This is a genomic window from Leisingera caerulea DSM 24564, from assembly GCF_000473325.1.
Lineage (GTDB): Bacteria > Pseudomonadota > Alphaproteobacteria > Rhodobacterales > Rhodobacteraceae > Leisingera > Leisingera caerulea.
Map to the genome: position 1 here is coordinate 42,419 of NZ_AXBI01000012.1, position 22,818 is coordinate 65,236.

18 protein-coding genes are annotated in these 22,818 nt (G+C 65.0%); 8 read left to right on the forward strand and 10 right to left on the reverse strand.

Features of this window, described 5'->3' with window-relative positions; translation table 11 throughout:
• Position 1: 1 nt before the first annotated feature.
• Positions 2 to 889, forward strand: coding sequence for a LysR substrate-binding domain-containing protein (locus tag CAER_RS27225; protein ID WP_036796778.1), 888 nt, complete (start codon positions 2 to 4; stop codon positions 887 to 889).
• A gap of 30 nt (positions 890 to 919) precedes the next feature.
• Here the strand turns inward: CAER_RS27225 and CAER_RS0101930 are convergent, their stop codons facing one another.
• Positions 920 to 3,460 (reverse strand): AMP-binding protein, encoded by a 2,541-nt coding sequence (locus CAER_RS0101930; protein ID WP_027233821.1) that lies wholly within the window; start codon positions 3,458 to 3,460, stop codon positions 920 to 922.
• Positions 3,461 to 3,703: 243 nt separating this feature from the next.
• Positions 3,704 to 4,819 (reverse strand): Do family serine endopeptidase, encoded by a 1,116-nt coding sequence (locus tag CAER_RS0101935; RefSeq protein WP_027233822.1) that lies wholly within the window; start codon positions 4,817 to 4,819, stop codon positions 3,704 to 3,706.
• 144 nt (positions 4,820 to 4,963) lie between these two features.
• On the opposite strand from CAER_RS0101935, the gene CAER_RS0101940 reads away from it, so the two are divergent.
• Together CAER_RS0101940 and CAER_RS0101945 are read left to right on the forward strand one after the other, a co-directional pair.
• The gene (locus CAER_RS0101940; protein WP_027233823.1) at positions 4,964 to 5,635 is read left to right on the forward strand and encodes a winged helix-turn-helix domain-containing protein; all 672 of its coding nucleotides are present in this window, start codon (positions 4,964 to 4,966) and stop codon (positions 5,633 to 5,635) included.
• The gene (locus CAER_RS0101945; protein WP_027233824.1) at positions 5,625 to 6,989 is read left to right on the forward strand and encodes a sensor histidine kinase; all 1,365 of its coding nucleotides are present in this window, start codon (positions 5,625 to 5,627) and stop codon (positions 6,987 to 6,989) included. Before CAER_RS0101940 ends, CAER_RS0101945 begins: the two co-directional genes overlap by 11 nt.
• 31 nt (positions 6,990 to 7,020) lie before the next feature.
• Here CAER_RS0101945 and guaD read toward each other — a convergent pair whose 3' ends face one another.
• The 5 genes from guaD to xdhA all read right to left on the reverse strand — a co-directional run bounded on the left by guaD (position 7,021) and on the right by xdhA (position 14,832).
• The gene (guaD, locus tag CAER_RS0101950; RefSeq protein ID WP_027233825.1) at positions 7,021 to 8,325 is read right to left on the reverse strand and encodes a guanine deaminase; all 1,305 of its coding nucleotides are present in this window, start codon (positions 8,323 to 8,325) and stop codon (positions 7,021 to 7,023) included.
• A gap of 74 nt (positions 8,326 to 8,399) precedes the next feature.
• The gene (locus tag CAER_RS0101955; RefSeq protein WP_027233826.1) at positions 8,400 to 9,995 is read right to left on the reverse strand and encodes a xanthine/uracil/vitamin C permease; all 1,596 of its coding nucleotides are present in this window, start codon (positions 9,993 to 9,995) and stop codon (positions 8,400 to 8,402) included.
• 31 nt (positions 9,996 to 10,026) lie between these two features.
• Positions 10,027 to 11,034: a xanthine dehydrogenase accessory protein XdhC gene (gene xdhC, locus CAER_RS0101960; RefSeq protein ID WP_027233827.1), complete on the reverse strand. Its 1,008-nt coding sequence runs from the start codon at positions 11,032 to 11,034 to the stop codon at positions 10,027 to 10,029.
• Positions 11,035 to 11,037: 3 nt separating this feature from the next.
• On the reverse strand, positions 11,038 to 13,356 hold the full coding sequence (gene xdhB / locus CAER_RS0101965) for a xanthine dehydrogenase molybdopterin binding subunit (protein WP_027233828.1): 2,319 nt from the start codon (positions 13,354 to 13,356) through the stop codon (positions 11,038 to 11,040).
• 12 nt (positions 13,357 to 13,368) lie between these two features.
• Complete coding sequence (gene xdhA, locus CAER_RS0101970) at positions 13,369 to 14,832, reverse strand: xanthine dehydrogenase small subunit (RefSeq protein WP_027233829.1); 1,464 nt, start codon at positions 14,830 to 14,832, stop codon at positions 13,369 to 13,371.
• A gap of 207 nt (positions 14,833 to 15,039) precedes the next feature.
• Between xdhA and CAER_RS0101975 the strand changes: the two genes are divergently transcribed.
• Complete coding sequence (locus CAER_RS0101975) at positions 15,040 to 15,957, forward strand: LysR family transcriptional regulator (protein ID WP_027233830.1); 918 nt, start codon at positions 15,040 to 15,042, stop codon at positions 15,955 to 15,957.
• Positions 15,958 to 16,020: 63 nt separating this feature from the next.
• Here CAER_RS0101975 and CAER_RS0101980 read toward each other — a convergent pair whose 3' ends face one another.
• Both CAER_RS0101980 and CAER_RS0101985 read right to left on the reverse strand, forming a co-directional pair.
• The gene (locus CAER_RS0101980) at positions 16,021 to 16,224 is read right to left on the reverse strand and encodes a hypothetical protein (RefSeq protein ID WP_027233831.1); all 204 of its coding nucleotides are present in this window, start codon (positions 16,222 to 16,224) and stop codon (positions 16,021 to 16,023) included.
• Between the two features lie 298 nt (positions 16,225 to 16,522).
• A complete protein-coding gene (locus CAER_RS0101985; RefSeq protein WP_027233832.1) occupies positions 16,523 to 17,782 on the reverse strand; it encodes a urate hydroxylase PuuD in 1,260 nt (419 codons plus the stop codon).
• A gap of 104 nt (positions 17,783 to 17,886) precedes the next feature.
• Here CAER_RS0101985 and CAER_RS0101990 point away from each other — a divergent pair, with 104 nt between their 5' ends.
• Positions 17,887 to 18,795 (forward strand): LysR family transcriptional regulator, encoded by a 909-nt coding sequence (locus tag CAER_RS0101990; RefSeq protein WP_027233833.1) that lies wholly within the window; start codon positions 17,887 to 17,889, stop codon positions 18,793 to 18,795.
• 78 nt (positions 18,796 to 18,873) lie between these two features.
• Here CAER_RS0101990 and uraH read toward each other — a convergent pair whose 3' ends face one another.
• Entirely contained in the window at positions 18,874 to 19,230 is a 357-nt protein-coding gene (uraH, locus tag CAER_RS0101995) for a hydroxyisourate hydrolase (RefSeq protein WP_027233834.1), read from the reverse strand.
• A 149-nt stretch (positions 19,231 to 19,379) separates the two neighbouring features.
• Here uraH and puuE point away from each other — a divergent pair, with 149 nt between their 5' ends.
• The 3 genes from puuE (at position 19,380) to CAER_RS0102010 (ending at position 22,790) form a co-directional block, all read left to right on the forward strand.
• A complete protein-coding gene (puuE, locus tag CAER_RS0102000) occupies positions 19,380 to 20,795 on the forward strand; it encodes an allantoinase PuuE (protein ID WP_027233835.1) in 1,416 nt (471 codons plus the stop codon).
• Positions 20,792 to 21,283, forward strand: a complete 492-nt coding sequence (locus tag CAER_RS0102005) for an ureidoglycolate lyase (protein WP_027233836.1) — start codon at positions 20,792 to 20,794, stop codon at positions 21,281 to 21,283. The genes puuE and CAER_RS0102005 overlap by 4 nt, the downstream gene beginning before the upstream one ends.
• A gap of 70 nt (positions 21,284 to 21,353) precedes the next feature.
• Positions 21,354 to 22,790: a uracil-xanthine permease family protein gene (locus tag CAER_RS0102010; protein WP_027233837.1), complete on the forward strand. Its 1,437-nt coding sequence runs from the start codon at positions 21,354 to 21,356 to the stop codon at positions 22,788 to 22,790.
• Positions 22,791 to 22,818 lie beyond the last annotated feature (28 nt).

The window sequence follows — 22,818 nt, forward strand, 5'->3', positions numbered from 1 at the left end:
GATGCGCCTGCCAAGCCTGACCCATCTGCGGTGTTTCGAAAGCGCCGCGCGGCACCAGAGCTTTACCGCTGCGGGGGAGGAGCTGGGCCTCACGCAAAGCGCGGTCAGCAAGAAGGTGAAGGAGCTGGAGGCGGACCTGGGGTTCGACCTGTTCCAGCGGGCCGGGCGCGGCGTGGTGCTGACCCCTGCGGGGAAGGGGCTGGCGGCCGATCTGGAGCTGGATCTAGCGGGGCTGCGCGCGACCATGCAAAAGGCGGCGGCCGCCGGCGCAGGGCGCTCGGCCTTGCGGATTGCGGTGCTGCCGGCCTTTGCCAACCTGTGGCTGATCCCGCGGCTGCCGGATTTCTTTGAGCGTCATACAGACGTGGAGCTGAGCTTCTCCACCCGGCTGGAGCCTTTTGATTTTGCCCGCGAGACCTTTGATCTGGCGGTGCATTACGGGCTGGATAATTGGCCCGGCACCCATATGGCGCCCTTGTTCGGCGAGGAAATGGTGCCGGTCTGCGCGCCGGGGTTCTATGGCGGGCATAAGCTGGAACAACCGGTCAATCTGGCGCAAGCGCCGCTGCTGCATCTGGAGAGCCGCGCAGGGGCCTGGGCTGAGTGGTTTGAGCGCGCAGGCCTTGCGGGGGCGCCGCGGCAGGACGGGCGGTATTTCGACCAGCACTCGATGGTGATTGCAGCCGCCGCGGCGGGGCTGGGGGCGGCCATTGTGCCCTATGACATGGTGGCGCGGGAGATTGCGGCTGGGGATCTGGTGCGGATTCCGGGGCCCGCGCTGGAGTCGCGCAAGCGCTACTACCTGGTGCGCCCGCACGGGCCGGTGCCGGAGGCAGTGCAGAAGCTGGAGGGGTGGATGCGCAAGCAGCTGCGGACCAGGCCGGATTGAGGCGGCCCGGCCCGCGCTGGACTTGGGGGATTATGCCTGCGCCATGGACGGCTGGCGCCGGCTCCTGGCAGTTGTCCAGGCTTGCACCAGCTGGCGCTGAAGCGCAGCGGCGGCGAGGCCCAGGGCGATGCCGCCGAAGATCGCCAGCGCATCGTTCAGCGGGCTGCGGCCCTCCAGTCCGATCATCGGCATCAGCAATTCCGGCACGAAGCGGTGCAGCAGGTAGATCGGGAAGGCTGCCTGCGCCAGGCGCATCAGCGGACGGGCGGCAAACCGCGGCACCGGCAGGCGGGTGATGAACAGCAGCCCGGCGATCAGTGCCAGCAGCCACATGTATTTGATCCAGCCGCCGTACCAGTTGCCGCCCAGATAGGCGGCGGCGGGCATGATCACGCAGGCCGCAGCCAGCACCAGCAGCCGCTGTCCCAGTGAATTGGCCGCGGTGATGCACCAGCCCAGGGCAAACAGATAGAACACCCACGGCACGGTGAACTGCGCGCGCCCGCCGATCTGCCAGACCTCCGGCGCGATCAGGCGGATGGCAACGGCAAACGCCAGAAAACAGAGGCCTGCGCGAAAGGCGCCCTGGCGCACCAGCCAGCGCCGCACCGGCGGCAGGGCAAAGGGCAGCGCCACCAGCAGGGTCATCTGCAGATAGGCCTCGATGAACCAATAGAGATACGGCAGCATCAGATGGGTTTCGGGCGTGGTCAAAGCAAAGTTTCCGGCCAGGAGGACAGACACCCAGGGCACCTGTTCCCAGGCCACGGCATAACCGGCGAGGATCAGGTAATAGGGGATCAGAACCGCCGCCACGGGCTTGAAGAAACTGCGCATGTCGCCGGACTTCAAGGCCTCCCAACGGAAGCCTGCAACGCTCATCCCCATCAGGATCACCATCGCGGCAGCTCCGCCGAAGACCGGCCAGAAGGTCTGATGCGCCACAACCACGGCGAGGATCGCAACCACCCGGGCGGTCAGATCGAAGGGCAGGCTGGCGGCGGGTGCCGGGGCGGCCTGCTCCAGATCCTTGACCGGCATCTCTTCCCAGCCGGCGGGGGCACCGCCCAAAGCCTCGTCCAACGCCAGCGACAGCTCCACATGACGCAGGGAGTCGCCGCCCAGCGAGGCGAAACTGTCGTTGCGGCCCACGGTCTGCGGCGCAAAGGCGGCCTGATAGGCGGCGAGCACACCCTTGGCCGCTTCCGGCCTGGCGGATTGCGCCTTCAGCGCCGGGTAGTCGATCTTGCCGTTGGCGCGGCGCGGCAGGGAGGTGCGCGGGATCACGGTGAAATGCTGCTGGCCGACGCCGGTCAGCTTGGCGGCCAGCGCGGCGATGCCGTCCTCCGGTCCGCAGATGGCGATGGCGATGCGGGTGTCGTCGCCCCAGACCGCAGCCTCGTGCCCTTGGGCGGCCAGGGCGCGCTCGATGGCGTCGTGGCCGATGCGCAGCCCGGCGATCTTGGACATCCGCGACAGCCGCCCGGTGATGTGATAGAGCCCGTTTGCATCGCGCCGGGCCAGGTCGCCGGTGGCCAGTTCGCTGAGGTCCGCACCCTTGGCCAGATCAGCGTGGTTTTCGGCATAGCCCATCATCACGTTCGGGCCCTGGTAGATCAGCTCGCCTTCACCCTCGGGCGCGGTGATTTCCGTGCCGCCGGCATCGCGCAGCAGCAGGCGGCCGCCGGGGATGGCCCGGCCTGCGGCGCCGGGATTTGCCAAAGCCTCTTCCGGTGGCAGGTAGCTGATCCGGGCGGTGGCTTCGGTCTGGCCGTACATGACAAAGAACCGCCCGGCGCGGGCCTGCATCCGGCTGGCCCAGGCGCTGACTTGATCCGGCTCCATGGCACCGCCTGCCACGGTCAGGGTCTTGATGCTTTCCGGCAGGGCGTGGGATAGGCCTGCGCTCTCCAGCAGGCGGAAGTGATGCGGCACGCCCGCCAGGCTGGTGGCGCCGGAGGCCTCCAAAGCCGCGGCGAAACCGGCCTCCAGCACCGAGCCGGGTGCGAGCCAGAGGCAGGCGCCGGCCGCCAGATGCGAGTGCAGCACCGACAGGCCATAGGAGTAATGCAGCGGCAGGATCAGCGCGGCGCGGTCCTCGGGCCGGATTTCCAGATAGTCAGCTATGGCGCGGGCGTTCGCGTCCACGGCGGTGCCGGACAGACGCACGCCGCGGCCATGGCCGGTGCTGCCGGAGGTTTGCAGCAGCAGCGCAAGCTCCGGATGGATGACGGCGGGCTCATGCGCATGGGCCAGCAGCTGCCAGGCGCCGTCAAGGCGGCGGTAGCTGGCGGCGGGCCGGAAGCGTTCCTCCAGCCGGGCGGCGGTTGCGTCATCCCCGGCGGGCAGCGGCATCACGGCGTGGCCCGCGGCCAAGGCGCCAAGATAGGCAGTGATGGCCTCGGGATCGGCGGCGGCCTCGACCGCGATCAGCTGACGGTCCTGCGGCAGCAGGGCGGCAAACTGCGCTGCGGCATCGGCCAGCCCGGCGTAGGACAGCCTGGTTCCGTCCGCCGTCTTCAGACAGGGCCGGGGGCCGAAAGCGCGCAAATTCTCAAGGTCAAAAAACATCCGCAACTCCTTCGAGCGCGGCGGGTAAGATAATTTACTAATTTTGTCAATTATTGATGCGGGCTGACTGCGCCGTGCCTTCGCGCGTCTCCGCGCAAACTAAGGTACAGTGTGTAATCAACATTATGGTAAAAATGGTTCGTGCCGGGACAGCAGTGCAAGACAGCCTCCACGGGATCAAATGCAATCACCCCCGCCGGTTTCCCGGCAGGAGTGAAGGGCGTGCGACGGTAAGCGTTCAGATCAGGCGTCCTGACCGGAGCGGTCGCCCAGGGTCACGTCCAGCGTGAGCTCCTTGCCCTGGCGCAGCACCTCAATCTGTGCCGCCTCGCCCGGGGAATTCATCGCCACTGCCGCGGTCAGGTCGCGCAGCTCGTCAATTTCAGCACCGCCGAAGCGCAGCACCACATCGCCGGGTTTGAGGCCCGCCTTGGCAGCGGGGCTGTCCGCCTCAACGCCTTCGATCACCACGCCCTTGCCGGCCTCGCGGCCCAGCACGTTGGCGGCGTCCTCCGACAGCGGCTTGATCTGCACGCCCAGCCAGCCGCGGGTGATCTCCCCGTCATCCTCCAGATCGGCGACGATCTTCTGCACCATGTCCGAGGGCACCGCAAAGCCGATCCCGACGGAGCCGCCGCCCGGCGAATAGATCGCGGTGTTGACCCCCACGACCTCGCCTTCGGCATTGAACAGCGGCCCGCCGGAGTTGCCCCGGTTGATCGCCGCGTCGGTCTGGATGAAGTCGTCGAACGGGCCGGAGTTGATATTGCGCGAGGTGGCCGAGACGATCCCCGAAGTCACCGTGCCCGACAGGCCGAACGGGCTGCCCACGGCGATGACCTCATCGCCCACCCGCAGCTCCTCGGAGGAGCCGAATTCGACCACCGGCAGCGGCATGTCCGCGTCTACCTTAAGCAGGGCGATATCGGTCAGCGGGTCGGTGCCGACTACGGTGGCGTCATGCTTGCTGCCGTCGGCCAGGGTCACGGTTACCGTCTGGGCGTTGTCGATCACGTGGTTGTTGGTGACGATCAGCCCCTCCTCGGCGATGACAAAACCGGAGCCTGCGCCCTTCATCGGGCGGCTTTCCGGCTGCTGCGGCAGACGGCCGCCGAAGCGGCGCATGAAGTCCTCCATGAACTGGTCATTTGGCATCGCTTGCCGGTCCGACACGGGCTGCGCCTTGCCGGTCACCTCGACATAGACAACGGCGGGCGCGACGGTTTCGACCAGGTCGGCATAGCCGCCGGCAGGCACCGCCAGCGCAGGTACCGGGGCCAGCGCCAGCATCGCGGCGGCAGAGGCGGCGGCGGTCAGGCCAAAGGCAAATCTCTTGGGGGCGGTGGCAGGATTGGACATCTTCGTCTCCTTGCGTTGAAGTGATGCAAGCCAGATGGAGGGCTTGGATTTCAACCGCCTGACGCGTTCTATACAGATCTGTAATGTGCGCGGAGCCGCGTTCGGGTGTATCACCGGGCCGGTTGAAACACGGGGGGATACGCCTTGAAAATCCTGGTGATCGAAGATGACGCCACCACGGGTCCTTATGTTCAGGCGGGCCTGCGCGAGGAAGGGCATTCCGCCGATCTCGTCACCGACGGGCGCGAGGGGCTGCTGCAGGCCACGGCGGCAGACTATGACGTGCTGATCATCGACCGGATGCTGCCAAGCCTCGACGGGCTGAGCCTGATCAAGACCTTGCGCGGTGCCGGCGTGCGCACGCCCGCCATCATGCTGACGGCGCTGAGCGGCGTGAACGACCGGATCGACGGGCTGGAGGCCGGGGCGGATGATTATCTGGTGAAACCCTTCGCCTTTGGCGAGCTGGCCGCCCGCGTTGCCGCGCTGGCGCGCCGCCCGGGCCTGCAGGAGCAGGAGACGGTGCTGCGGGCGGGGGATCTGGAGATGGATCTGGTGCGCCGCAAGGTGACCCGCGCGGGCCAGGAGATCGAGCTGCTGCCCCGCGAATTCCGCCTGCTGGAGCACCTGCTGCGCCGCAAGGGCCGGGTGCAGACCCGCACGATGCTGCTGGAGGCGGTCTGGGACATCAGTTTCGACCCGCAGACCAATGTGGTGGAGACGCATATCTCGCGCCTGCGGGCCAAGGTCGACAAGCCCTTTGACAGCGAACTGATCGAAACCGTGCGCGGTGCGGGGTACCGGATTGCCGGCTGACCTCCTTGACCGGGCGCGGGTGCTGCTGCGCTCCTCGCCGATGCGGCAGTCGCTGTGGCTGTCGCTGCTGTTCGTTGCGGCCAGCTCGATCAGCCTTGGCATCACTTATTACGTGGCCCACGGCGCCCAGCGGCAGGCGATCGAGGAAAGTCTCACACAGGATATGGCGGGTTACCGCGCCACGCCCTCTGCCGCGGCGCTGGCGGCGCTGGTCAATGCTGAAACGCGTGAGACCGACCCGCAGCGGCGCCTGCTCAGCTACCGCCGCCCCGGCGGGCGGGTGGTGGCCGGCAATGCGGCGATCATGCAGCAGCAGGCGGGGTTCCGGGTGGTGGCGCTGGGGCGGGAGCCAGTGGAGATCTCCGGCCGCTTCATCTCGCTCAGCGAATACATCCACGGCGGGCTGCTGACCGTGGCGCAGAGCGCCAAGCCGCTGGATGACCTGCGCCAGACGTTTCTTTGGGTGTTCCTGTTCAGCCTGCTGCCGGCCACTGCCCTGGCGGTTCTGGGCGGCGTGCTGCTGGCGCGCCGGTCAGCCCGTTCCCTGCGCGGGATCGAGAGCACACTGTCGGCGCTGACTTCCGGAGAGCTTGGCGCGCGGGTGCCGGAGAGCGGGCAGACGCATGGCGATCTGACCCGCATCGGCCACAGTGTGAACCGCATGGCACAGGCGCAGCAGCAGGCGACGGAGGCGCTGCGGCAGGTCTCGGCAGACATCGCGCACGATCTGAAAACCCCGATCCAGCGGGTGGCGGTGCAGCTCGCCCGGCTGCAGGACGTGCCGGACCTGCCGGAAGAGGCGCAGGCGCTTGCGGACAAGGCGCTGGAGGAGACCCGCGGTATCACCAGCACCTTCCAGGCGCTGCTGCAAATCGCTCAGCTGGAGGACGGCGCGCCCCGGTCGCGGTTCGAGCCGGTGGATCTGTGCGAAGTGGCCGCCACCTTTGCCGAGATCTATGAGCCCGCGGCAGAGGAGCAGAACCGTACTCTCAGCCTCGGCCTGCCGGATGCGCCTGTCACGGTGACAGGCGACCGCGCCCTGCTGGGGCAGCTGCTGGCCAACCTCATTGAAAACGCGCTGCGCCATACCCCCGAAGGCACCGGTATCAGCCTGTCACTGCGCCGCGACGGGGCGGCAGCGGTCCTGTCAGTGCGCGACCGCGGCCCCGGCATACCAGAGGCGGAACACCAAAAGGTGCTGCGCCGCCTCTACCGGCTGGAGCGGAGCCGGACCACGCCAGGCAGCGGTTTGGGGCTGAGCCTGGTTGCGGCGATTGCCAGTCTGCATGGGGCCGAGCTGCGCCTGTCGGACGCAGAACCCGGCCTGCGGGCCGAGGTGTTATTCGCCCCCTGACCCGCCACGGCGGTTCTTGACCGTTCCGGCTCTATGCCGCCGGTTTCATCGGCTGGCCGGCCACATAGGTCTGCGCGATGGAGCGGTCGTCGCCCAGGGTCTGCAGGATGAACAGCTCTTCGGACAGTGTTCCGGCGCGTTGCATCCGCAGCTCCATTGCGTGGGTGGCGCGGGAATCCAGCACCACGATATCAGCCTCGGTTCCGGCCTCCAGCGTGCCCACCTTATCCTCCAGCCCCAGCGCCACGGCGTTGCCGCGGGTGATCCAGTGGAAGGCGCGCAGCGGGTGCAGCTTCTGGTTCTGCAGCTGCAGGACCTTGTAGCCCTCATTCAGGGTCTGCAGCATCGAATAGCTGGTGCCCGCGCCGATGTCGGTGGCAATCGCATTGGTGATGCCGCGGCTGCGCAGGCCCGCATCGTCGAACAATCCGCTGCCCAGGAAAAGGTTGGAGGTGGGGCAGAACACCGGCTTGGCCTTGGTCTCCGCCAGCGCGTCGATCTCGCGCGGCTGCAGGTGGATCGAGTGGCCCAGCAGCATTTTCGGCGTCAGCAGACCGTAGGACTGGTAGACGTCCAGATAGTCGCGCGCCTGCGGATACAGCTCGGCGGTAAAGGCGATCTCGTCGTGGTTCTCCGACAGGTGGGTCTGCACGTAGCAATCCGGATGCTCCTTCACCAGCGCGCCCGCCATTTCCATCTGATCCGGGGTGGAGGTGATGGCAAACCGCGGGGTGATCGCATAAAGCCCTCGGCCCTTGCCGTGGTATTTCGCAACCAGCTCCTTGGTGTCGTCATAGCCGCTGACCGGCGTGTCCAGCAGGCCCTCGGGTGCGTTGCGGTCCATCAGGACCTTGCCGCCGATCATCCGCATGTTGCGGCGCGCGGCCTCATCGAAATAAGCCTCGGCCGAGGTCTTGTGGACCGAGCAGTAGGCCACCGCAGTGGTGGTGCCATGCGCGGTCAGCAGGTCAAAGAGATGCCCGGCCATCTCAGCACTGTGGCCTGCGTCGGCAAAACGGGTCTCCTCCGGGAAGGTATAGTTGTTCAGCCACTCCAGCAGCTGCGAGCCCCAGGAGGCGATCACCTGCACCTGCGGGAAATGCAGGTGGGTGTCGATGAAGCCGGCCATCAGGATGTTCGGGCGGTGGTCGATCACCTCAGCCTCCGCGGCCTGCTGTGCGAGGTCGCCATAGCTGCCCTTGGCCAGGATCATGCCGTCTGCGACCAGCAGCGCGCCGTCCTCGATGAACTCATAGGCGCTGGTGTCGTCAGCGCCTTGCGGCTCGGCGGTGAAGGAAAGCACCCGCCCGCGCAGCAGCGTCTGTTTCGATGTCATGTCTTTGATATCCTTGGTTCGCAGGCAGGGGGCACGCGGCCCCCTGCCCATTGTTATTTGGGTGTCGTTTGGGATTATTCGCCGGCCGGCAGGTGCGGTACGTGGGGTTTCACACCGTCTTCCTCGGTTTCCTCATGCTCATCCGCCTTGTGGAAGATTGGGTAGATGAACAGGAAGGCCGCAGCGATCAGGTAGCCCATCGCAACACCGCTGAACTCCGGCCAATGCAGGCTGGCTGAGTGGATGATGCCGACCAGCGACATCACCGCCGCTGCCAGGGCAAAGCCACCCGCGTTGCGGAAATCGCCGTCGATCACGCTGGCCACGATAGCGCCCCAGATCAGGCCGGTCAGGATGGCACCCTGGCTCAGCGCCAGATGGCCTTCGTAATGCGCGCCCTGCTGCAGCAGCGCGGCGGTCAGCTCAGCATCGCCCAGCTGCGCCATGCCGGTGGCGCCCAGTGCGCCCAAGGCACCGGCCAATGCGCCCCATTTGATTACCAGGAAGGCCGAGACATGCGGCATCATCGCGATGGTTACGGCGGCGATGTGGTCGGTCTTCACCGAATGCGCGGTATTGGTCACCAGGCTGAGCGCCACGAACACCAGCACCGGCGCGGCAGCGGCCACGGGGATCAGGTTGTTGAGGAACGCCAGGAGGCCAAAGAAGGCGGCAAAGGGGATCACCAGGCCAACGCCGATGATATAGCCGGAGCGCGCGCCCATCCGCTTATACGCCGGGTGGCCGATGTAGGCGGTGGTCGGGAACGGCGAGCCGAAGACCGCGCCGATCATGGTGCCAACGCCATCGGTCACTTGGCACAGGCCAACTGGGTAATGGTCGCCCGCCGCTTCGGCGCTTTCCACGTTGTTCATGGTTTCGATGAAGTTGTAGATCTGCACCGGCACCAGAACCAGGAACAGCTCCGGGTTGGCAAACAGATGCTGGATACCGGCGATGAGGTCACCGAAATACGGGATCGGCAGGTAGACGCCCACGCCCTCGAAGGAGACCGAGGCCTCGCCCATGCCAAGCGCCACAACGGTGCCGACGATCAGCGCCAGCAGGCCCGCGGGAATGTTGAACGGCAGCCGGTGACGGCCGACCAGGCCCCACAGGATGATGATCATCGAGGCAAAGCCGATAAAGGGGTTTTCAAAGATCGTCGCCAGCGGCACGGTGCCGATGAACACCAGCGCGATACCGCAGAGCGTGCCCAGCATACCGGCGCGCGGGGTCACCCGCTTGAGCCAGGGGCCGACGATCGCGCCCATCGCGGCCACGATGCCGCCCATAAAGCCCGCGCCGATCCCCACTTGCCAGGCCAGCATGGCGTCATTGGTGGACCAGTAGATCGGTCCGATCACCCCGAACAGATAGACGAACATCACCGGGGTCGAGATGCCATAAGGCAGCGCGGTCACGTCGCGGCCCTCTTTCTCGGCGGTGTGCTTGGCCAGCCAGGTGTAGACCGCGATACCGGCCAGGATCGCCACGGCGGCGCCGGGCACGATGCGGCCGAACACGATATCGGCAGGCATGTTGAAGACAAACTGACAGATGCCCGAAAGCACGATCAGGTTGATCAGGTTGTCGGTGAACAGCGCCCAGAATGCACTGAAGTCATTCCGCGCGAACAGTTTGTACGTATAGCTCCGCCCTGTGGTCATGGCGGCCTCCTCCTATCAGAGGACGCAGTCCTTAACGGCCGGTCACTCCAGCCGTGTCTCCCTCTGCGTCCGGTTGCTTGCCCGTTTGGGGCAATTCCATGCTCCGTGCTGGAGCGGACGCGGCAGTTTCAGAGGTCAAATCAGCGATCACTTCCGCCGCCACGAAGGCCGCGATGACGCTGGGCCGCTTGTCGCGGCTGCCGCCTGCCCCGATGGGGCAGATGAGACGGTCGGTTCCCAGACCGTCGCAATGATCCCGGCACCAGCGGCGGAACTTCTCCCGCTTGGTGGCCGATCCGATCAGGCCGACATAGCCCGCATCGCCGCGCTGCAGGGCAGCAGAGGCAAGCAGGAAGTCGAGCGCGTGATCATGGGTGAGAACGATAAAGGCGCTGCCCGCAGGAGCGGCGGCAATGTCGATCTCGGGAATGGCGCTTTGGCGGATCTCCACATCCGCTTGGGCTAAGGCCAGTTCTTCGGCGCGCTGGTCAATCAGAATGCAGCGCACCGGCATATGCTGGAACAGATCCGCCAGCGCCCGGCCCACGTGGCCTGCGCCCATCACATAGACATGCGGCAGCGCCTGGTCTTCGGCCTGCTGCCGGGCAATGGCGTCCTCACGGTCGGCCTGGCGCATCTGCGCCAGCGAGATTTCCACCCGGCCGCCGCAGCACTGACCGATCTCCGGGCCCAAAGGCACGTCGAGCGTTTCACACAGTGCTGAGGGCAGCGCCTGACCCTGGGTGGGTGCGTTAGCGCCCTCCCGTGGGGAGGGTCGGGCGCTGCCCGGCCTGTCGGCCGGGCGATTCAGGTTCTTGACAGAGCGCAAACCGTGACCCTGCTTCAGCATCCGCCGGGCATGATCAATGGCGATATATTCCAGCTGGCCACCGCCAATGGTCCCCCACAGGCCCTCCGCCGCCACAAACATGCAGGTGCCGGTTTCGCGCGGGGAGGACCCGCGGACGCGGGTCAGCACGACCTGCACCACATGTTTGCGGCTGGCCAGAAAGTCCTGGAGGGAAAGGCGGCGGGTCATGGTTCAGCCCTGCCGTTTGAGGGTTTCAATCGCCATCAGCACCCGCTCCGGCGTGGCGGGCGCATCCAGGCGCGGGCAGACCTTGTAATCCGCGGTGCTGGCAACCGCCATCGACAGCGCCTCGAACACCGAGATGCCCAGCATGAACGGCGGCTCGCCCACGGCCTTGGACCGCTTGATGGTGCGCTTCTTGTTGACCGACCACTGGGCCAGCTGGGTGTTGAAGATGCGCGGCCGGTCGGAGGCCAGCGGGATCTTGTAGGTCGAGGGCGCATGGGTGCGCAGGCGGCCCTCGCCGTCCCACCACAGCTCCTCGGTGGTGAGCCAGCCCATGCCCTGGATGAACGCGCCCTCCACCTGGCCCTTGTCCAGAACCGGGTTCAGCGAGCGGCCCACGTCATGCAGAATATCGGTGCGCTCGACCCGGTATTCGCCGGTCAGCGTGTCGACGGAGACTTCAGAGCAGGATGCGCCATAAGCGTAGTAGAAGAACGGCTGCCCCTTGCCCGCCGCGCGGTCCCAGTGGATTTCCGGCGTCTTGTAGAAGCCCGCCGCCGACAGGTGGACGCGGGCCATATAGGCCTCCTTCACCAGCGTATCAAAGGGGATCTCCTCGCTGCCAACGCGCACGCGGTTGGGCAGGAACTCGACTTCCGCCTCGGACACGCCATGCTTCTCAGCCGCGAACTTGGTCAGCCGGGCAATGATCTGCTCCGCCGCATCCAGCGCCGCCATGCCATTGAGGTCCGACCCCGAAGACGCCGCGGTGGCGGAGGTGTTCGGCACCTTCTCGGTGGTGGTCTTGGTGATCTTGATGCGCTCGAAATCCACCTGGAAGGCATCGGCCACAACCTGCGCCACCTTGGTGTTGAGGCCCTGCCCCATCTCGGTGCCGCCGTGGTTCAGGTGGATCGAGCCGTCATTGTAGACGTGGATCAGCGAGCCCGCCTGATTGTACCAGGTCGCCGTGAAGGAAATGCCGAATTTCACCGGCGTCAGGGCAATGCCCTTCTTGATGATCTTCGACTCCTTGTTGAAGGCGATGATCTCTTCCCGGCGCTTGCGGTATTCGGCGTTCTCTTCCAGCTCCCCGATCAACCGGTCGAGGATGTTGTCCTCCACCTTCTGATGATAGGGCGTCAGATCGCGGCCATCTTCGCCATAGAAGTTGGCCTTGCGCACATCCAGCGGGTCCTTGCCGAGGGCATAGGCGATCTCTTCGATCATCCGCTCCGCCGCGACCACACCCTGCGGCCCGCCAAAGCCGCGGAAGGCGGTGTTGGAGACGGTGTTGGTCTTCATCGGGCGGCTTTTCAGCAGCACATTCGGGTAGAAATATGCGTTATCCGCATGGAACAGCGCACGGTCGGTGACCGGCCCCGACAGGTCCGAGGAATAGCCGCAGCGCGCGGCAAAGCCGCCCTCGACCGCCTGAATGCGGCCCGCGTCGTCAAAGGCCACGTCATAGTCGATCACGAAGTCATGGCGCTTGCCGGTTGCGGTCATGTCCTGATCGCGGTCCGGGCGGATCTTGACCGGGCGGTTATGCTTCTTCGCGGCAATTGCAGCCACCGCGCAGAACAGGTTCATCTGGCTTTCCTTGCCGCCAAAACCGCCGCCCATCCGGCGCACGTTGACGGTGACCGCGTTGTTCGACACGCCCAGAACATGCGCAACCATATGCTGCGCCTCGCTCGGGTGCTGGGTGGAGCAATGCACGGTCACGTCCTCGTCCTCGCCGGGAATGGCAAAGGCGATGTGGCCTTCCAGATACATGTGGTCCTGGCCGCCGACGGTCATCTGCGCCTGGATGCGGTGGGGGGCGTCCTTGCGCCCGGCCTCAACGTCGCCGCGCTCCAGCTTCAGCGGGTCGGTGATCATCGGATAACCGGCCTCCTGCGCCTGGACCGGGTCCAGCGCGTGCGGCAGCACCTCGTAATCCACCTGTGCCAGCTCAGCCGCACGGCGCGCGGCGTCGCGGGTTTCGGCAATCACCGCAAACATCGGCTGGCCGTGGAATTCGACCTTCTCGGTCGGGAATACCGGCTCGTCATGCTTGCCGGTGGGGCTGATGTCGTTGACGCCGGGAATATCATCCGCGGTCAGCACATCCACCACGCCCGGCGCGGCGCGCACGGCAGACAGGTCGATACCTTTGATGTTGGCATGCGCCACGGTGGACACACCCAGATAGGCATGCAGCGTGCCATAGGGTTCGGCGATATCGTCGGTGTATTCGGCGCGGCCCGTCACATGCTTGATTGCGCTGTCGTGCTGGCGGTCATGATGCACTGCGCCGCTGATGGTCTGATGGTCTTTCATCTCAAATCCTCCTCAGGCGACGGCCAGCCGGACGGCACCGGCGGTTCCCGCATCATGTTCCAGGTAGAAGCGGCGCAGCAGGTTGCTGGCCGTAAGCGCGCGGTACCCCGCAGAGGCACGCCAGTCGCTCAAGGGGGTGAAGTCCTGCTTCACCGCTTCGGCTGCAGCGTCAAACGCGGCCTCGCCCCAGGGCTGGCCAACCAGCGCGGCCTCGGCACCGGCAGCGCGCTTGGGCGTTGCCGCCATGCCGCCGAATGCAATGCGCGCGCCAGTGATCGTGCCGTCCTTCACGGTGACGCTGACCCCGGCGGCAACCGAGGAAATATCCTCGTCCCGGCGCTTGGAGATCTTGTAGGCGGCATCAATCTGCCCGTCCCGGCGCAGCGGGATGCGGATCGAGGCAACAAAGTCACCGGGCTCGCGGTCCTGCTTGCCGTAGTCGGTAAAGAAATCTTCCAGCGGCAGGGTGCGCGAGCCGCCCTTCTTCTGCAGCGTCACCTCGGCGCCCAGCGAAATCAGAACCGGCGGAGTGTCCCCGATGGGGGAGCCGTTGGCGATATTGCCGCCGATGGTGCCCATATTGCGCACCTGCCAGCCGGCGATGCGGTCCCAGTAGGCGCTCAGATGCGGGAAAGCATCGCGGATCGCTTCTTCGCTTTCAGTATAGGTGACGCCGGCACCGATGGTCAGCGCCTCATCGGTCAGCTCAACCGCCTTCAGCTCCTCAAGGTGGGCGACAAACACCACCGGCGAGATCGGCTTCATGAACTTGGTGACCCACAGGCCCACATCGGTGGAGCCGGCCACGATGGTCGCCCTGGGGTTCTCCGCCAGCACCTCTGCAAGGTCGGCCGCGTCCAGCGGCAGGATGGCGCGGTCGTCCTCGGGGCCGGTCACAACGCGGGCCTCGGGCTGGATCGCCTTCAGCTTGGCGGTCAGGCTGTCGCGTTCGGCGGTCAGGTAATCATTGGCCGGGGTGCCGTACTGGTTCACCGCCAGCGCGGCCTTCACAATCGGCTCATAGCCGGTGCAGCGGCAGAGGTTGCCCTGTACGGCAGTTTCCACCTCAGCCTCATTCGGCTGCGGGTTTTCCATCCACAGCGCGTACAGCGACATCACGAAACCGGGGGTGCAGAAGCCGCACTGGCTGCCGTGGTATTCGACCATCGCCTGCTGCACCGGGTGCAGGCGGCCCCCCGGGCCGGACAGATGTTCGACCGTCACCACGTGGCAGCCATTGAGCGAGGCCAGGAAACGGATGCAGGCGTTCACCGCCTCATAGCGCAGGGCGCCATTATGCAGACGTCCCACCAGCACCGTGCAGGCGCCGCAGTCGCCCTCGGCGCAGCCTTCTTTGGTGCCGGTCAGGCGCTGTTCCAGGCGCAGGAAATCCAACAGGGTGGTGGTCGCCTTCACGTCCTCCAGCACAATGTCCTTGCCGTTCAGAAGAAAGCGTATGCCGGTTTGATGTGCCATGGGGCCTCCCGAATGTCTCATGGGCCGTGCTGGCCCGCTTATGCTATTTTTACCTTGTCTGACTGCCACGGTTAACGGCCGCAATCGCGAAAGGCTTTCAACGCCCTGTTGAAAATGGTTAGGCTAATAGGTGCCGGAACCGGCGTGTTAGCCGCCTGCCGTGGAAAAGGGCAAGCGGCAGATGCGCCCCGTAAAGGTCTGTGAGTCATGTCTTATCTGGAATCCCTGCGCGTCTTTACCCGAGTCGTCGAACTGGGCAGCATCACCTCTGGCGGGCGGGATCTGCGGCTGACTCCGGCGGTGGCAAGCAAGCGGATCAAGGAGCTTGAAAAGCACCTTGGCGTCCGGCTGTTCAACCGCACCACGAGATCGCTGACCCCGACCGAGGCCGGGCAGCTGTTTTATACCGAAGCCAAGAAGGTTCTCGAATCGATTGAGGACGCCGAGGCGGTGGTTTCGCAGTTCTCTGCAGCGCCCCGCGGGGTGATCCGGGTGACCGCGCCGCTGGGTGTCGGCCGCCGCATCATCGCGCCGCTGGTGCCGGGATTTGTCGAGGACTATCCTGCCACTGAAATCCGGATGCGGATGTCGGACCGCAAGGTCGATATCCTGGCGGATGGTCTGGATGTGGCGTTCTTCATCGGCACACCGCACGATTCCACCCTGAAGATGCGCAAGATCGCCGATTGCGCCCGGGTTCTGTGCGCCGCGCCGGAGTATCTGGAGCGCCACGGCACCCCGCAGGTGCCGGAGGATCTGCTGACCGGCCACAATTGCCTGCTGCTGCGCTATCCGCGCTCGCCTGAGTATTATTGGACGCTGGAAACACCCGAGGGGCCGCGCAAGCTGGAGGTGTCAGGGAAATACGACGCGGACGACAGCGACGTGCTGACCAATTGGGCGCTGGACGGGCGCGGTATCGTCAACAAGCCGCGGTTTGACGTGGCCGCGCACCTGCGCAGCGGCGCGCTGGTCGAAGTGCTGCCGGACACCCCGCCGGAGCCGACCATTTTCGGCTGCCTTTACCCGCACCGGAAGTTGCAGGATCCCAAGATCCGCCTGTTTGTGGATTACGCGGTGAAGCATGGATTGGCCGCTTTCCGCCATAGTGAGACCGGCAAGTAGGCATTGCCCAATAGAAAAGGCGGGCACTGCTGGCCCGCCTGACAAGAAAAAATGACTCCCGCCTTAGCAGCGGTGTGGGTTTTCCTCGCAGTACAGCAGGTTCGCAGCGGCCCCGACAGCGGCCCCCGCGGCCACGTTCCCGTCCAGAACCGCCGCGCCGGCGGCGCCTGCGCCTGCGCCGTAAACCAGCCGCTCACCAGTCGTGTCACCGCAAGCAGCAAGGGTGGTGCAGACTGCAAATCCGATCGCAATAGTTTTCTTCAGCATTACTTTTCCTCCTTCAACGCCCAAACCCCGCAGTTTTGCCGCGGTCCCAAACGGCCAATTCCCGGCTGTTGCCGCCGGGAAAGGGTGCCCGAGAGGGAATGGCGCTGTGGCTGATCAGGCCGGCAAGCCCCGGTAACCGGCGCAATTGGGCAAACCCTATAGCAGTATAACACACGGCGGGGCTGTTTGGTTCCATGCTCTTGCTGCACGGGGGTGCACAGGTGGTGCACGCCCGGTGCCGGACGAAAATCGGCCCCGCCAGGGTGCGGGGCCATTCGAATTTTCAGGCAGTCCTGCGTCAGTTCGCAGCCAGTGTGAAGGGCAGATCCTTGGAAGCGCTGCCGTACCAGCGGCGGATCAGGGCGCGCTCCTCGTCCTCCATATAGGTGACGTTGGCGGGCGGCATCGCGTGGGTGGCGCCCGCCTGGAGGTAGATCTCCTTGGCATATTTCGCCACATCCGCGGGGGTCTCCAGCAGCACGTTCTTTGGCGCGCGGCGGATGCCGTCATAGTAGGGCTCCCGCGCGTGGCACATGGCGCAGCGGCCCGGCACCACATTCATCACGTCCTCGAAGTGCTGGTTGCTGGCAAACACCTGCTCGGATTTGGTCAGCTCCCGTGCTTCGGATTCTTCATAGGTGTCCTGCTGCAGCGGAGCCTGGCTCAGGATCATGATGCCGATGAACAGGATCGCGGTCACCGGCCAGGTCCAGGTCGGGTTGCTGGTGCCCGCGTGGTTGCTGTTGAAGTAATGGCGGATTGTCACGCCCATCAGGAACACCAGCGCCGCGATCAGCCAGTTGTACTCAGTCGCAAAGGCCAGCGGATAGTGGTTGGACAGCATCAGGAACACAACCGGCAGCGTCAGGTAGTTGTTATGGGTCGAGCGCAGCTTGGCGATCTTGCCGTATTTGGCGTCCGGCGTGCGGCCTTCCTGCAGGTCCTTCACCACGATGCGCTGGTTCGGCATGATGATGAAAAAGACGTTTGCGGTCATGATAGTAGCCGTAAAGGCCCCCAGATGCAGCATAACCGCGCGGCCGGTGAAGATCTGGTTGTAACCCCAGCCCATGGCGACCAGCAGCACGAACAGCAGCACCATCAGGAAGGTCGGCTTGTCCCCCAGCGGCGACTTGCACAGGTAGTCATAGACCAGCCAGCCGATGCTGAGCGATGCGCCGGAAATCAGGATGCCCTGCCACAGGGCCAGATCGGCCTTGGTCGAGTCGATCAGGTACAGCTCCCCGCCCGCCCAGTAGACGATCATCAAGAGGCCAGCCCCCGACAGCCAGGTCGCGTAGCTTTCCCATTTGAACCAGATCAGATGGTCCGGCATGTTCTCCGGCGCCACCAGGTATTTCTGGATGTGATAGAAACCGCCGCCGTGGACCTGCCATTCCTCGCCATGCGCGCCGACCGGCAGATGCGGAACTTTCCGCAGGCCAAGGTCCAGCGCGACGAAGTAGAAGGACGATCCGATCCAGGCAATGGCGGTGATGACATGAAGCCAGCGGACCGCAAAGCCCAGCCAGTCCCACATGATCACAAGCTCTTCCATTGTTCTCTCCTCATAAGCTTTGACCCAAGACTAGAGCATGCCGTTATTTTCATGTATTAGGTAAAAAATCCAAGCTGTTTCAAAATAACACAAAGAATACGTGAATGGCCTATCTCGACAATATCCGCACCTTCGTCCGGGTCTATGAACTTGGCAACATGTCCGCCGCCGCGCGCGACATGCGGATTTCGGCGGCGGTAGCGTCGTCGCGGATTTCTCAGCTGGAAGAACACCTTAACGTGCGGCTGTTCCAGCGGACCACGCGGCTTTTGAACCCGACGGAGCAGGGCAACCTGTTCTACCGCGGCGCGGTCAAGATCCTGGAAGCAGTGGATGAGGCCGAGGCCGACATCAGCAGCGTCACGCAGACGCCGCGCGGCACGCTCTATTTGGCGGCGCCCCTGGGGCTGGGGCAGCGGCTGATTGCGCCGGCGGTGCCGAAGTTCAAGGAAGCCTATCCGCTGATCTCGATCCGGCTGCGGCTGTCGGACCGCAAGCTGGATCTGGCGGCAGAGGGGCTGGACGCGGCGTTTTTCCTTGGTGTGCCGGAGGACTCAAACCTGCGCATACGCAAGATCGCCGATTGCCCGCGGGTGCTGTGCGCGGCGCCGGAGTACATCAAGCAGCGCGGCCAGCCGAAAAACAGCGAGGAGCTGAAGACGGATGCGCATGACTGCCTGAACCTGCGCTATCCCGGCGCGCCGGAGTTCCAATGGCCGCTGCGCAGCCAGGACGGGGTCAAGCGGGTGACAGTGACCGGGCCGTTTGAATCGGACCACGGCGACGTGCTGACCAGCTGGGCGCTGGACGGGCATGGCATCATCCTCAAGCCGGTGTTCGAGATTTCGGAGCATCTGGCCTCGGGCCGGCTGGTGCCGGTGCTGGCAGAGGAGCCGCCGATCCCGATCCAGATGGCCTGCCTGTACGTCCACCGCCGCCACCAGGACCCCAAGGTGCGGCTGTTCATGGATTTCATGGTGGATCACATCCAGGCGTCCCTCCCCCAGGAATGAAAAAGCCCGCCCCAGTTGCCTGGGACGGGAACCGCCGGCGGATGCCAAGCGGGAGGAGAGGTAACTTAGGGAGTCGGCTCAGCTGCCGCGGTAGGTGGAATAGCCGTAGGGCGACAGCAAGAGCGGCACGTGATAGTGGCTGTCAGCCTCGCTCATGCCAAAGCGCAGCGGCACTTCGTCCAGGAACAGCGGGTCGGCGCCCGCCTGGCCGGTTGCGCGCAGGTATCCGCCGGCGTGGAACACCAGTTCATAGGTGCCGGTGGCGAATTCGCCTGCGGGCAGGATCTGCTCATCGGTGCGCCCGTCGTCATTGGTGGTCAGGCTGCGCAGGTGAATGCGCTCCTTGCCTTCGATCCGGTACAGGTCGATCTTCAGCCCTTCCGCCGGGCAGCCGCGGGCGGTGTCCAGCACATGGGTGGTCAGAAATCCGGCCATGCCAGCCTCCTTTCAATTCCGTTTCCCTAGGTATGCGCGCATCAGGCCAATGCATACAGAAGGAAGAGTCAAAAAGTTCTTTCAAAAATATACTGAAAGCCGAAGCGGATTATCTGTTCTATACATAATAAAAAGACAGGAGACCTGACGTGACGCGCTATCCTCGTGACTTGCGCGGGTACGGTGCTGAGGCACCTGACCCGCAGTGGCCCAATGGGGCCAAAGCTGCCGTGCAATTTGTCCTCAACTACGAAGAAGGCGGCGAGAACTGCATCCTGCACGGGGATGCGGCCTCTGAGGCGTTCCTGTCGGACATTCCCGGCGCCGCGCAATGGCCCGGCCAGCGCCACTGGAACATGGAGTCGGTCTATGAATACGGCAGCCGCGCCGGGTTCTGGCGGCTGCACCGGTTGTTCACCGGCGCCGGCATCCCGCTGACCATCTATGGCGTCGCCACCGCGCTGGCCCGCAGCCCTGAGCAGGTGCAGGCGATGAAGGACGCGGATTGGGAAATCGCCAGCCACGGCCTGAAATGGGTTGAGCACAAGGACATGGCTGAGGACGAAGAGCGCGCCGCAATTGCCGAGGCCGTGCGCCTGCACACCGAGGTGACCGGAGAGCGCCCGCGCGGCTGGTACACCGGGCGCTGCAGCGCCAACACCGTGCGGCTGGTGGCTGAGGAAGGCGGGTTCGACTACATCTCCGACACCTACGACGACGATTTGCCCTATTGGCTGGAAACCGGCGGGCGCGATCAGCTGATCATCCCCTACACGCTGGAAGCCAACGATATGCGGTTCGCCAATTCGCCGGGCTGGATCACGGGCGAGCATTTCTTCCAGTATCTGAAGGATGCCTTTGACGTGATCTATGCCGAGGGCGGGGCCGGCGCGCCGAAAATGATGACCATCGGCCTGCATTGCCGTCTGGTCGGGCGTCCGGGCAAGATTGCCGGTCTCAAGCGTTTCATCGAGTATATCCAAGGGTTTGAGGGCGTCTGGTGCCCGCGCCGGGTCGACATTGCCGAGCATTGGACAGAAACACATCCGCCGGTCAAACGCGAACGCCCCAGCCAAATGGAGCGGGAAGATTTTGTCGCCAAGTTCGGCTCGATCTTCGAGCATTCGCCCTGGATCGCCGACCGCGCCTATGACCTGGAGCTGGGCCCGGCGCATGACTGCGCGGCGGGCGTCCACAATGCGCTGTGCCGGATCTTCCGCACCGCCAGTGAGGATGAGCGCTTGGGCGTGCTGACTGCGCACCCGGATCTGGCGGGCAAGCTGGCGGCTGCGGGCCGTCTGACGGCAGAAAGCACATCCGAACAGTCCAGCGCCGGGCTGGACATGCTGACCGATGAGGAGCGCGAGACTTTCCAACGGCTCAACACCGAATATGTGGAAAAGCACGGCTTCCCCTTCATCATCGCGGTGCGTGACCACAACAAGGCGTCGATCATGGAGGCGTTCCACCGCCGTATCCACAACGACCGGGCCACCGAGTTCGATGAGGCCTGCCACCAGGTGGAGCGCATTGCCCAGTTCCGCCTGCAGGACCTGCTGCCGTGAGCGGGCGGCTGACAGCAAAGCCGCTGACCGCAGCGGCTTTTGTGCCCTATGGCGATGTGATCGAGGTTGCGGGCGCGCCGGACAAGATCATCAATCAGGGCATGTGCGGCCGCCACCACGACCGCGCGGCCCTGGACTTCGGCCCCGACGGACGGGCCGGCATCAGCCTGTTTGACGCCAAGGCCCGCCACCTGCCGCACAAGGTGGACATGGTGGAGCGCCACCCCGAGGGCAGCCAGGCCTTTGTGCCGGTCAGCGGCGTGCCGATGCTGGTGGTTGTGGCGGATGACGACGGCGGCGTGCCGGCCGACCTGCAGGCCTTCATCAGCCAGCCGGGCCAGTCCATCAACCTGCATCGCGGCGTCTGGCACGGGGTGCTCGCGCCCCTCGGCGCGCCCGGCCAATACATCGTTGTCGACCGGATCGGCACCTCCCCCAACCTCGAAGAACACTGGTTCAAGGAGCCTTTCACAGTGGTCGCGGACTGACCACTGCCCCGAAGCCGCCAATAAAAACAAGAAGCGGCAAGATCCCCATGACCAACAGGAGAATCCCTTCATGGCTGACACTTCCATTGGGACGCCGGCGCAGCTGCGCGACCCCAATTACACCCCGCCCCTGCACAAGGCGGTGCCGCTGGGCATCCAGCATGTGCTGGCGATGTTCGTCTCAAACGTGACACCTGCCATTATCGTGGCAGGGGCCGCAGGTTTCGGCTTCGGCTCCAACTCGCCCGATTTCCCAGAGCTGCTCTATCTGATCCAGATGTCGATGCTGTTTGCAGGCATCGCCACCCTGCTGCAGACCATCACGCTGGGGCCGGTCGGCGCGGCGCTGCCGATTGTGCAGGGCACGTCGTTTGCCTTTCTGCCGATCATGATCCCGCTGGTTGCGGGCAAGGGCGTGGACGGGCTGGCCGCCCTGTTCACAGGCGTCATTGTTGGCGGCATCTTCCACGGGCTGCTCGGCACAGTGATCGGCAAAATCCGGTTTGCCCTGCCGCCGCTGGTCACCGGTCTGGTGGTCACCATGATCGGCCTGGCGCTGGTCAAGGTCGGCATCCAGTATGCCGCAGGCGGGGTTCCGGCCATCGGAACGCCGGAGTACGGCTCGCTTTTGAACTGGTCGGCGGCGCTGGTGGTGATCTTTGTCACCCTCGGCCTCAAGTTCTTTACCAAGGGGATGCTGTCGGTCTCAGCCGTGCTGCTGGGGCTGATTGTCGGCTACATCTATGCGCTGATGACGGGCATGCTGACGTTTGAGGCGGTCTCCGGCTCCTGGGAGCGGGCCGCAGCCTTTGCCCTGCCACAGCCGTTTAAATACGGGGTCGAGTTCTCGGCCGCGGCCATCATAGGCTTCTGCCTGATGAGCTTTGTCTCAGCGGTGGAAACCGTCGGCGACGTCTCTGGTGTGACCAAGGGCGGCGCGGGCCGCGAGGCCACCGAGGAGGAGATCGCCGGCGCCACCTACGCCGATGGTATCGGTACTGCCATCGCGGGCTTCTTTGGTGCCTTCCCCAATACGTCGTTTTCCCAGAACGTCGGCCTGATTGCGATGACCGGTGTGATGAGCCGCCACGTGGTGACCTGCGGCGCCATCTTCCTGATTGTCTGCGGGCTGATCCCCAAGGTGGGCGCGGTGATCCGAACCGTGCCGATCGAGGTGCTGGGCGGCGGTGTGATCGTGATGTTCGGCATGGTGGTTGCGGCCGGCGTGTCGATGCTGTCGGACGTGGACTGGAACCGCCGCAACATGGTGATCTTTGCGATTTCCTTGTCCATCGGCCTGGGCCTGCAGCTGGAGCCGGGCGCGCTGCAGCATATGCCCGACACCGCGCGCATCCTGCTGACCAGCGGCCTGCTGCCGGCCGCACTGATCGCCATCGTGCTGAACCTGGTGCTGCCGCAGGATCTGGCGGGGGAGGCCACGGAGGAGGTCTCTGGCGGCCTGAGCGGTCACGGCAAAGGCTCGCTGCCGCGTGAGGACCGGGCCTGACAAAGTCACGCCTCCGGAACAAAAAAGG

What these genes read in the sequence shown, in the direction of transcription:
- uraH (WP_027233834.1), bottom strand. Translation starts at nt 19,230, where the DNA reads ATGGCCGGATTTCTGACCACCCATGTGCTGGACACCGCCCGCGGCTGC.
- CAER_RS0101975 (WP_027233830.1), top strand. Translation starts at nt 15,040, where the DNA reads ATGTCTTATCTGGAATCCCTGCGCGTCTTTACCCGAGTCGTCGAACTG.
- CAER_RS0101955 (WP_027233826.1), bottom strand. Translation starts at nt 9,995, where the DNA reads ATGACCACAGGGCGGAGCTATACGTACAAACTGTTCGCGCGGAATGAC.
- CAER_RS27225 (WP_036796778.1), top strand. Translation starts at nt 2, where the DNA reads ATGCGCCTGCCAAGCCTGACCCATCTGCGGTGTTTCGAAAGCGCCGCG.
- xdhB (WP_027233828.1), bottom strand. Translation starts at nt 13,356, where the DNA reads ATGAAAGACCATCAGACCATCAGCGGCGCAGTGCATCATGACCGCCAG.
- xdhC (WP_027233827.1), bottom strand. Translation starts at nt 11,034, where the DNA reads ATGACCCGCCGCCTTTCCCTCCAGGACTTTCTGGCCAGCCGCAAACAT.
- CAER_RS0102010 (WP_027233837.1), top strand. Translation starts at nt 21,354, where the DNA reads ATGGCTGACACTTCCATTGGGACGCCGGCGCAGCTGCGCGACCCCAAT.
- CAER_RS0101930 (WP_027233821.1), bottom strand. Translation starts at nt 3,460, where the DNA reads ATGTTTTTTGACCTTGAGAATTTGCGCGCTTTCGGCCCCCGGCCCTGT.
- CAER_RS0101935 (WP_027233822.1), bottom strand. Translation starts at nt 4,819, where the DNA reads ATGTCCAATCCTGCCACCGCCCCCAAGAGATTTGCCTTTGGCCTGACC.
- CAER_RS0101985 (WP_027233832.1), bottom strand. Translation starts at nt 17,782, where the DNA reads ATGGAAGAGCTTGTGATCATGTGGGACTGGCTGGGCTTTGCGGTCCGC.
- xdhA (WP_027233829.1), bottom strand. Translation starts at nt 14,832, where the DNA reads ATGGCACATCAAACCGGCATACGCTTTCTTCTGAACGGCAAGGACATT.
- CAER_RS0101980 (WP_027233831.1), bottom strand. Translation starts at nt 16,224, where the DNA reads ATGCTGAAGAAAACTATTGCGATCGGATTTGCAGTCTGCACCACCCTT.
- CAER_RS0101990 (WP_027233833.1), top strand. Translation starts at nt 17,887, where the DNA reads ATGGCCTATCTCGACAATATCCGCACCTTCGTCCGGGTCTATGAACTT.
- guaD (WP_027233825.1), bottom strand. Translation starts at nt 8,325, where the DNA reads ATGACATCGAAACAGACGCTGCTGCGCGGGCGGGTGCTTTCCTTCACC.